The sequence below is a fragment of the Cobetia sp. 29-18-1 genome, assembly GCF_029846405.1.
Classification (GTDB): Bacteria; Pseudomonadota; Gammaproteobacteria; order Pseudomonadales; family Halomonadaceae; genus Cobetia; species Cobetia amphilecti.
The window spans coordinates 107,243-115,637 of sequence record NZ_JARWKS010000015.1 but is presented as its reverse complement, the minus strand read 5'-3'; the positions used below and the strand labels follow the sequence as shown (position 1 = coordinate 115,637).

The 8,395-nt window shown below is 66.1% G+C and carries 8 protein-coding genes; 3 read left to right on the top strand and 5 right to left on the bottom strand.

Annotation, left to right across the window (positions count from 1 at the left end):
• Positions 1-755, top strand: a 755-nt coding sequence (locus tag QD208_RS12675; RefSeq protein ID WP_279836996.1) for an ATP-binding protein, incomplete at its 5' end; no start/stop codon positions are given.
• Positions 756-789: 34 nt separating this feature from the next.
• Here QD208_RS12675 and QD208_RS12670 read toward each other — a convergent pair.
• The 4 genes from QD208_RS12670 to QD208_RS12655 form a co-directional block, all read right to left on the bottom strand.
• Positions 790-1,875: a DUF4105 domain-containing protein gene (locus QD208_RS12670; RefSeq protein ID WP_279836994.1), complete on the bottom strand. Its 1,086-nt coding sequence runs from the start codon at positions 1,873-1,875 to the stop codon at positions 790-792.
• Between the two features lie 24 nt (positions 1,876-1,899).
• Positions 1,900-3,051, bottom strand: a complete 1,152-nt coding sequence (locus QD208_RS12665) for an aminotransferase class I/II-fold pyridoxal phosphate-dependent enzyme (RefSeq protein ID WP_213114154.1) — start codon at positions 3,049-3,051, stop codon at positions 1,900-1,902.
• A gap of 84 nt (positions 3,052-3,135) precedes the next feature.
• Entirely contained in the window at positions 3,136-3,663 is a 528-nt protein-coding gene (locus QD208_RS12660; RefSeq protein ID WP_153635041.1) for a hypothetical protein, read from the bottom strand.
• Entirely contained in the window at positions 3,660-4,598 is a 939-nt protein-coding gene (locus QD208_RS12655) for an alpha/beta hydrolase (RefSeq protein ID WP_240548769.1), read from the bottom strand. Before QD208_RS12655 ends, QD208_RS12660 begins: the two co-directional genes overlap by 4 nt.
• A 462-nt stretch (positions 4,599-5,060) precedes the next feature.
• Between QD208_RS12655 and QD208_RS12650 the strand changes: the two genes are divergently transcribed.
• Together QD208_RS12650 and QD208_RS12645 are read left to right on the top strand one after the other, a co-directional pair.
• The gene (locus QD208_RS12650) at positions 5,061-7,241 is read left to right on the top strand and encodes a malate synthase G (protein WP_279836991.1); all 2,181 of its coding nucleotides are present in this window, start codon (positions 5,061-5,063) and stop codon (positions 7,239-7,241) included.
• 197 nt (positions 7,242-7,438) lie between these two features.
• Complete coding sequence (locus QD208_RS12645; protein WP_043336979.1) at positions 7,439-7,855, top strand: PaaI family thioesterase; 417 nt, start codon at positions 7,439-7,441, stop codon at positions 7,853-7,855.
• A gap of 38 nt (positions 7,856-7,893) precedes the next feature.
• Here the strand turns inward: QD208_RS12645 and QD208_RS12640 are convergent, their stop codons facing one another.
• Positions 7,894-8,313: a DUF423 domain-containing protein gene (locus QD208_RS12640; RefSeq protein WP_043336980.1), complete on the bottom strand. Its 420-nt coding sequence runs from the start codon at positions 8,311-8,313 to the stop codon at positions 7,894-7,896.
• Between the last annotated feature and the right edge of the window lie 82 nt (positions 8,314-8,395).

Below are 8,395 nucleotides of genomic sequence, written 5' to 3'. Positions count from 1 at the left end.
TAATAGCCCGATATTACGCGCTGAGGGTCGCATCAATTGCTGAAAATGACAGTGGCTCCAAGCCGCGCCCGGGCGAGGTGTCGCTGGCGCATCATGGCGTGCTGTTTCTGGATGAGCTGGCGGAGTTCGACCGTGGCGTGCTGGAAGTGATGCGCGAGCCGCTGGAGAGTGGCCGTATCCTGATCTCACGCGCCAGCCATCAACGCCGTTTCCCGGCGCGCTTCCAGCTGGTCGCGGCGATGAACCCCTGCCCCTGCGGCTACCTCGGCGACAGCCGCCGCAATTGCAGCTGCACCCCGGCGCAGATCCAGCGCTATCAGGCGCGTCTGTCCGGCCCGTTGCTGGACCGTATCGACCTGCAGGTCGAGGTGCCGGGCCTGCCCGCCGAGGAGCTGACATCCGCCACCCCCGGCGAGGCCTCGGCCGTCGTGCGCGAACGAGTGCTGGCCGCTCGCGCGCGCCAATTGGCACGCGGCGGCCTGAATGCTCATCTGGATACCCACGCGCTGGAAGCCGCCTGTCAGCTGGAAGACGGCGAGCGCCAGTGGCTGGCCGGTGTGCTGTCACGCCTCAATCTCTCGGCGCGCGCCTATCACCGGGTGCTGCGTGTCGCGCTGACACTCAGTGATCTGATCGACCAGGACGGTGTGCAGCGGCCGCAGCTGATGGAGGCCATCGGCTATCGCCAGCTGGACCGCATGATGGGCAGGGACCCGGCTCGCCCGGGGGCAGGCGCCCAGCAGCGCAGCGCCTGATGCCGGCGGATCAGGATGTCAGCCCTGCTCGGGCTCAGTAGGAGGGGCTGTCCGCGCCGGGAATGCCCTCACGAATCAGACGTGAGAAGTCGCCGTCCGGATGCTCATCGGCGGCGATGGCGGCGGGATTGATCAGACTGCTGGCCTTGAGTTCCGCGAAGGGCGCAGCGTCACTCAGGGCGTCCTGGTCCGCGACATATTCCGGCAGATAACCGGAGAGCAGCAGACGGTAGTCCAGCGGCAGGCCGTCGGTCAGGCGCGTCATCATCGCGTAGACGAGGGTGGTGCAGTTGCTGGTGGCGGTGTTGTAGAAGCGTGGCTGAGTGCGCAATGTCTCGGCTTCGTCGACGTAGGCCAGCAACAGCTCGCGGATCATCTCGCGCGGCATCTGCACCCGATAGAGGTGTACCTGCTCGCCGCGCATGTTGCTGCGCACGCGGATGATGTCGCGTTCGTCGGCGGCGATCACCGCCAGTTCGTACTGCTTGAACATGCCGCCGAGGGTCGAGAACTGCTCGCTGCGCTCCTTGCGGATCTCCACCGAGAAGGCCAGGTAGCGGCCATCGGCAAAGCCGAAGCTGACCAGGGTGTGGGCGATCTGCGGGCCCATCCAGTGACTGGTCAGCAGGTCCACCGAGGTCAGCTCCTCCAGCGGATAGTCGCGGCTTTCCCAGCGCGGCGTGTAATCCTCGGCACTGTGCCACACGAAGTTGCGTACCTGCTCGAGATGCAGCACTTCACCCTTCGTGGCAGCCTCTGCCCTGGCGCTTGCCGGCGATGCCTCGTCCCGTGCTGGCGTGACCACCTGCCCCTCGATCAGATGCGCCACCTCCGGTGCCCAGTCGCGGTCCGCCCGTGGCGTGATGCTGGACCACCAGGCAAGGCTTGCGACCAGCAGCATCAGGTAGCTGCCCATCAGCCGCCAGCGAATCGCGCTGGCCTGCGGCCACCACAGGACAATCACGCACACGAGCCCCAGCACCGCCGCGAGAGCAGCCACGGTGGTGCGCAGCCCTTCCGGTCCTGGCAGGCGGAACCATAGTGCGGGCACCAGCCAGAGGCTCGCACCCACCACGGCGAGGCTGCTCAAGGCACGGGCCGCGAGGCTGACCAGCGTCATCGCGAGGCCCTCACGATAAATCGTTCATGAACGGCGCTCTTCGGCGATGGCCTGCTCGAGACGCGCCAGACGGCCCGGCACCAGGCTGTCCTCGAGTGTCGAGATGCGCAGGATGTGGCCAAGCGAAGGATGCGGAGAGCGAGTGATCAGCACGCCTTGAGCCATCAATTGCTGCTGCACCTGCGCTGCCAGTTCGGCGCTCTTGAGGCGCACGCAGAGGAAGTTGGTCGCGCTGGGCAGCACTTCCGCGCCCAGCGAGCGCAGATGCTCGGCGAGACGATCGCGACAGTCGATCACGCCGGCGACGTGCGCTGCCGCCTCTTCAGGGTGAGCCAGCAGCAGCTCACCTGCCGCCATTGCCGGGGCGCTGACCGCGAAGTGAATCCGCACCTTGGTCAGCATGGCGACATCGTCAGGCTCGGCGATCATGAAGCCGAGACGCAGGCCCGCCAGCCCATAGGCCTTGGAGAAGGTACGCAGGCGGAAGGTGCGTGCCATCGGCGCATGGTCGGCGTGGGCGGCGTCCGGGCGGAAGTCGTGATAGGCCTCATCCAGCAGCAGGCTGCAGTTCTCTGGCAGGGCGTCGCGCAGGGCGCGCACATCGGCGTCAGAATGCAGGTGGCCGCTGGGGTTATCGGGGTTGGCGAGATAGACGACGCGGGCATCATGCTGCCTTGCCGCGGCGAGCAGCGCCGCGAGGTCCGGTGCCAGTCGCGACGATGAGGCGTCATCCGCCGTGGCGAAGCTCTCGCTGTAGGGCACCTCGATGACCTCGGCACCCAGCCCGCGGGCGAAGTACGCCAGGGTCGGATAGGTGCCGGCGCTGGTGATCACGCGCTCGCCCGCACAGACGGTGGCGCGCATCACCAGTGCCAGCAGGCTGTCGGCACCGGCGTCGACCAGCAGGTTCTCGTAGGCGACCCCCAGGCGCTCAGCCAGTTGCTGGCGCAATTGCCAGGCATCGGCGTCGGCATAGCTGCGGCTCAGGTCGGCCAGGGCAGTGCCCAGCGCGCCGCCCAGCGTGTGGTGCGGCATGTCGAGCCCTTCGTTGGAGCCATACTGATACGGCAGCGCGTGTCCCAGTCTGCGTTCCAGCGCCTTGATGCCGGGGAACGGGTTATGCGGCCCATCCTGATAGAGGTGGGCAAGAAAGCGACGGGGACTGGCGGTGGTCATGTTGGCTCCGGAAAAGCAGAAAACGATAAAGGGTGTATCAGGGGTGGCGGGGACCTCGGCGCAGCAGGGCTCAGGGCTCACTGCTCAGGGCGCGGGGTGATTGCGCGCCAGCGACTCGAGGGCCGCCTGGTCGAAGGCGCCGCTCAGGGTGAAGGTGCGCGTCTCATTGCGCTCGGCACTGGCGCTGCGGACCAGTGTCAGCTGCAGCTGGTACGGCTGCAGCGTGCGGTCCGACAGGGTCAGTGCGGCGCCGCTGGCCTCGAGAGTGGTCTCGAGACGCCACTGGCGGCTATCGACGGCGGGGCGGTCAGTGCTCCAGTTGAGCACCTGAGGCCCGTTCTTGAGCGCCAGCAGTGCGCGGGTCAGCGCCTCGTTCAGCGCGCCCGGGTTGGCCTGCAGCGTGGCATCCACCTCGGGCGGCGCGAGCAGCAATACCTGTTGCTCGAGCGGGGGTGTCCAGGACTGCTCGGCGATCAGGCGCGCCGCGCTCTGGCCGAGACCATAGATGGGGTCGCGTTCGGCACGCGGCACCTGGTCCAGGCTCATGCAGCCCGCCAGCGTGGAGAGTAGCAGGGTCGCGGCCAGCATGCGCAGGCGATGCATGGCCATCATGCCGTGCGCCCCTGCTGCGGCAGGTCTGACGGGCGCTGCGACAGGGCATCGAGAAAGGCGTCCAGCTCGGCAAACAGCTCCTGACGAATCGGCTCGGCTTCATTGACCAGATGGTGCTGGGCCTCGGGATGGCGATAGATGCGCGCATTGGGGAACTTGCTGGCCAACACGCCGAGATTCCATTGCCAATCGACGGTGGTGTCCTGCTCGCCCTGCAGGATCAGGGTCGGCAGTGAGCAGGGAGGCAGGGCGCGCAGACGGGGAATCCACTCCCGCATCGCCGTCACCCACTTCACTGCGAGGCGATCGGCCTGCAGCGGATCATTGGTGCTGAGAAACTCGTAGAAGGCCACATCATTGGTATTCGCGCGGTACTTGCGCGGAATGGAGTCGATGAAGGGACGCGCCATGCTGTGCAGCCAGCGTGACTGCGACCAGCCCCACGGCCGCACCAGCGGTGCGAGCAGGGCGATTCCCTGCCAGCGCGATTCATCGCCGCGCATCAGGGCATCGGTGGCCAGCACCGAGCCGCCGGTGCTCTGGCCGATGCCGAACCACGGGTGCGGCGCCAGACTGTGGTCTTCCAGGTAATCCTGGAAGGCCTGCAGGCAGCCGACATAGTCGCCGAAGTCATCGATGGAGGCGGGCTCGCCGGATGACAGGCCATGGCCCGGCAGGTCCCACAAGGCGACCTGCCAGCCGTTGCGCAGCAGGTGCGCCAGCAGATGGCGATAGAGGGCGAGGTGATCGAAGTAGCCGTGGACCACGAAGACGGTGCCGCGCGGCTTGCGCGGTGTCCACAGCTGGGCCCACAGGCGAAAGCCCCCGGCCTCCAGGTGGCCGGCATGCACGGCGATGTCCTCGCTGCGCAGCGCATCGAGACCATAATGGCCCAGGTAACGCTCCAGTGGACTGGACGTCTGGCCCGGCAGCATGTCAGGCAGGCGGATAAAGGGGCCGTGGTCGAGCAGTTCACTGAAATCGGGCATGGTCATCTCCATAATGCTGCCATGCTAGCGGCTGGCGCGGCTGCGAGCTACACAAAGAACAGTGTTTCTTCACTGTTTTGCCCGCCTGTCGCCGAGCAACAACAGCGACGCGGAATCAACGCTGGGCGGGTAATCGGGCTCCATGAGCTTGTTCATTGGTCATAGCAGTCCTTTCGCCGGCCTCGCCATCGGGTATGGTGATGGGATTCGTCCCCGCCCGGCAGGTGACAGCGTCTTCCTGCCCGGCGCCTCGATGGCTCACGCTGGTCGGGCAGTCGCGCCTCAGCAGTCGCGTCAAACGCCGCGCCAGTGAGTGCCGTCTGGCGAAAATCCTTTTGAACACCACTGCTTGCAGTGTTGTCAGCCGTTGAGGGTTTCCAGCGATTCGTTTTCAGGGAGAGCAAACGCATGACCGACCGTATTCAACTTCAGCGCCTGGCCATCGACGCCAGCCTTCACCGCTTCATCGAGCAGGAAGCGCTGCCGGGCACAGGGATCGCGCCGGAGACCTTCTGGGCGGGTGTCGATTCACTGCTGCACGAGCTGGCACCGCGCAACCGCGAACTGCTGGCGACCCGCGAGCAGCTGCAGGGCGAGATCGATGCTTGGCACCGCGAGCATCCGGGCAAGGTAGACCTCGAGGCCTACAAGGCGTTTCTGCACAGGATCGGCTATCTGCTGCCGGAGCCGAATACGGTCGAAGCCAGCACCGCCTTCGTGGATAGCGAGATCTGCCAGCAGGCCGGCCCGCAGCTGGTGGTGCCGGTGATGAATGCCCGCTACGCCCTGAATGCCGCCAACGCGCGCTGGGGCTCCCTCTATGATGCGCTCTACGGCACCGACGCGATCAGCGAGGAAGATGGAGCCGAGCGTGGCAAGGACTACAACCCGGCGCGCGGCGCCAAGGTCGTCGCCTATGCGCGCCAGGTGCTGGATACCATCGCGCCGCTGGCCGGCGGCAGTCACCACGACAGCGAAGGCTACACGATTCGTGATGGTCATCTGCTGGTACGTGCCGGAGGACGTGACCTCAGCCTCAAGTCGCCGGAACGCTTCCTCGGTTATCGCGGCGACGAAAGCGCGCCGAGCGCGATCATCTTCGCCCACAACGGTCTGCACGCCGAGCTTGTGATCGATGCCGAGCACCCCATCGGCAAGACCGATCCCGCCAATGTCAGTGACCTGATCATGGAGGCCGCGCTCTCCACCATCATGGACTGCGAGGACTCGGTGGCCGCCGTCGATGCCGAAGACAAGGTGACGGTCTATCGCAACTGGCTGGGCCTGATGAAGGGCGACCTGACCGAGACGCTGGAGAAGAATGGCCGCAGCATGACGCGCAAGCTGAATGCGGACCGCGAATACACCGGCGCCGATGGCACCACGCGTGTGCTGCATGGTCGCTCGCTGATGCTGATTCGCAACGTCGGTCATCTGATGACCAACCCGGCCATCCTGCTCGAGGATGGCAGCGAAGCGCCGGAAGGCATCATGGATGCCATCTTCACCAGCCTGATCGCGCTGCACGACCTCAAGGGCGACAAGCAGGACCGCGGCGGCATCTGCAACTCGCGCACCGGCTCCGTCTACATCGTCAAGCCCAAGATGCATGGTCCCGAGGAGGTCGCCTTCGCCGATGAGCTGTTCGCGCGGGTCGAGCAGCTGCTGGGGCTGCCGGACTCCACGCTCAAGATGGGCATCATGGATGAGGAGCGCCGCACCACCGTCAACCTCAAGGCCTGCATCGCGGCCGCCAGTTCCCGCGTGGCCTTCATCAACACCGGCTTCCTGGACCGCACCGGTGACGAGATGCACACCTCGATGGAAGCCGGCCCGATGCTGCGCAAGGGCGACATGAAGGGCGCTGCCTGGATTCAGGCCTACGAGAAATGGAACGTGGATGTCGGCCTGGAATGTGGCCTGCGGGGTCGCGCCCAGATCGGCAAGGGCATGTGGGCCATGCCCGACCTGATGGCCGCGATGCTCGAGCAGAAGATCGGCCACCCGCGCGCCGGTGCCAACACCGCCTGGGTGCCGTCACCGACCGCCGCCGTGCTGCATGCGCTGCACTATCACCAGGTCTCGGTGAAGGACGTGCAGCATGATCTGCTCAGCCGTCCGCGTGCCAGCCTCGATGACCTGCTGACCATCCCGCTGGAGCTCGACCCCCAGTGGAGTGCCGAGGAAATCCAGGCCGAGCTGGACAACAATGCCCAGGGGATTCTCGGCTACGTGGTGCGCTGGATCGATCACGGCACCGGCTGCTCCAAGGTGCCGGACATCCATGATGTCGGCCTGATGGAAGACCGCGCCACGCTGCGCATCTCCAGCCAGCACATCGCCAACTGGCTGCATCACGGCATCGTCGACAGCGCTCAGGTGCAGGACACGCTGGAGCGCATGGCCGGCGTGGTGGACCGCCAGAATGCCGCGGACCCCAGCTATCAGGCGATGACGGATGACCTCGAGGGCTCCATCGCCTTCCAGGCCGCCTGCGAGCTGGTCTTTCAGGGTCGCGTGCAGCCGAGTGGCTACACCGAGCCGGTCCTGCATCGCCGTCGTCTCGAGAAAAAGCAGCAGGCGCGCTGATCGCAGGGCGGCTGACGACAGGAAACAGTGAACACGACAACGGCGACCCTGGGTCGCCGTTGTCGTCTGTCGCCTAGCAGGAATTGCCCGGCCACTATTTTGCCAGGCGCATGTTTCCCGAGGCCGCATTTGCCGCTAGCCTTGCCCCAGAAACCGCGTAACCGCGCGATCGGACCCAGTGTGTCGAGGAGAATGTCATGCCCGTGATGAGCGCCGCCGCCATCGAGGATTTCCTCGATGAAGTCTTCCCCCAGCGTCTGGGCACCATCGAGGCCGTCGGCGATCGCTGGGCGACCATGGGGTTGGCCATCGAGGACGAGCATCTGCGTCCCGGCAGCTGTGTGTCCGGGCCGACGATGATGGCGCTGGCGGATGTCTGCCTGTATGTCGCGATTCTCGGCGAGATCGGCCCGGAGCCGATGGCCGTCACCAGTGATCTCAGCATCCACTTCCTGCGTCGCGCGCGCGGCGACCGCGATCTGATGGCCACCGCGCGTATCCGCAAGCTGGGTCGGCGGCTGGCCGTTGGCGAGATCGAGCTTTTCAGCCACGGTGATACGGACCCGGTCGCCATCGTGACCGCGACCTATACCTTGCCGGACAGCGATGACTGACCCCGGGCGGGTCATGGGCAACGCCGTGGGCCAGTCCGCTACAGCTTGTTGATGTCCTTCTCTTCGCTGCCGCGCTGACGCCAGCCGGTGACGGCCAGGCTCAGCCAGCCGGCGATCAGCAGCAGGCCGCCGATGGGCGTGATGATGCCCAGCTGGGTGCGCGCCGTGGTCGCCAGGGCATACAGCGACCCCGAGAACATCAGGATGCCGGCGGCCCACAGCCCCAGCGTCAGCATCTGGCCGCGCAGCGGCTGCACCGAGCGCCAGGCGAGTACCCCGACCGCCGCCAGCACGTGCCACATCTGATAGCGTACGCCGGTCTCGAACACGCGCAGCATGTCCGCGCTCAGGGTGCCGCGCAGGCCATGACTGGCGAAGGCACCCAGCGCGACGGTGGACATGCCGGCCAGTCCCATGGCCAGCCACCAGTGGCGGGAGTGGGAGTCGTTGTGACGCATAGACAATAATTCCTTGAGGGCAGGTGGCGCGGCACGATGTGCCTACGCCTGTCCACGTAAAGCCGCTACAATAGCGGCCTCT

What these genes read in the sequence shown, in the direction of transcription:
- QD208_RS12670 (WP_279836994.1), bottom strand. Translation starts at nt 1,875, where the DNA reads ATGACGCTGGTCAGCCTCGCGGCCCGTGCCTTGAGCAGCCTCGCCGTG.
- QD208_RS12665 (WP_213114154.1), bottom strand. Translation starts at nt 3,051, where the DNA reads ATGACCACCGCCAGTCCCCGTCGCTTTCTTGCCCACCTCTATCAGGAT.
- QD208_RS12660 (WP_153635041.1), bottom strand. Translation starts at nt 3,663, where the DNA reads ATGATGGCCATGCATCGCCTGCGCATGCTGGCCGCGACCCTGCTACTC.
- QD208_RS12655 (WP_240548769.1), bottom strand. Translation starts at nt 4,598, where the DNA reads ATGCTGCCGGGCCAGACGTCCAGTCCACTGGAGCGTTACCTGGGCCAT.
- QD208_RS12650 (WP_279836991.1), top strand. Translation starts at nt 5,061, where the DNA reads ATGACCGACCGTATTCAACTTCAGCGCCTGGCCATCGACGCCAGCCTT.
- QD208_RS12645 (WP_043336979.1), top strand. Translation starts at nt 7,439, where the DNA reads ATGCCCGTGATGAGCGCCGCCGCCATCGAGGATTTCCTCGATGAAGTC.
- QD208_RS12640 (WP_043336980.1), bottom strand. Translation starts at nt 8,313, where the DNA reads ATGCGTCACAACGACTCCCACTCCCGCCACTGGTGGCTGGCCATGGGA.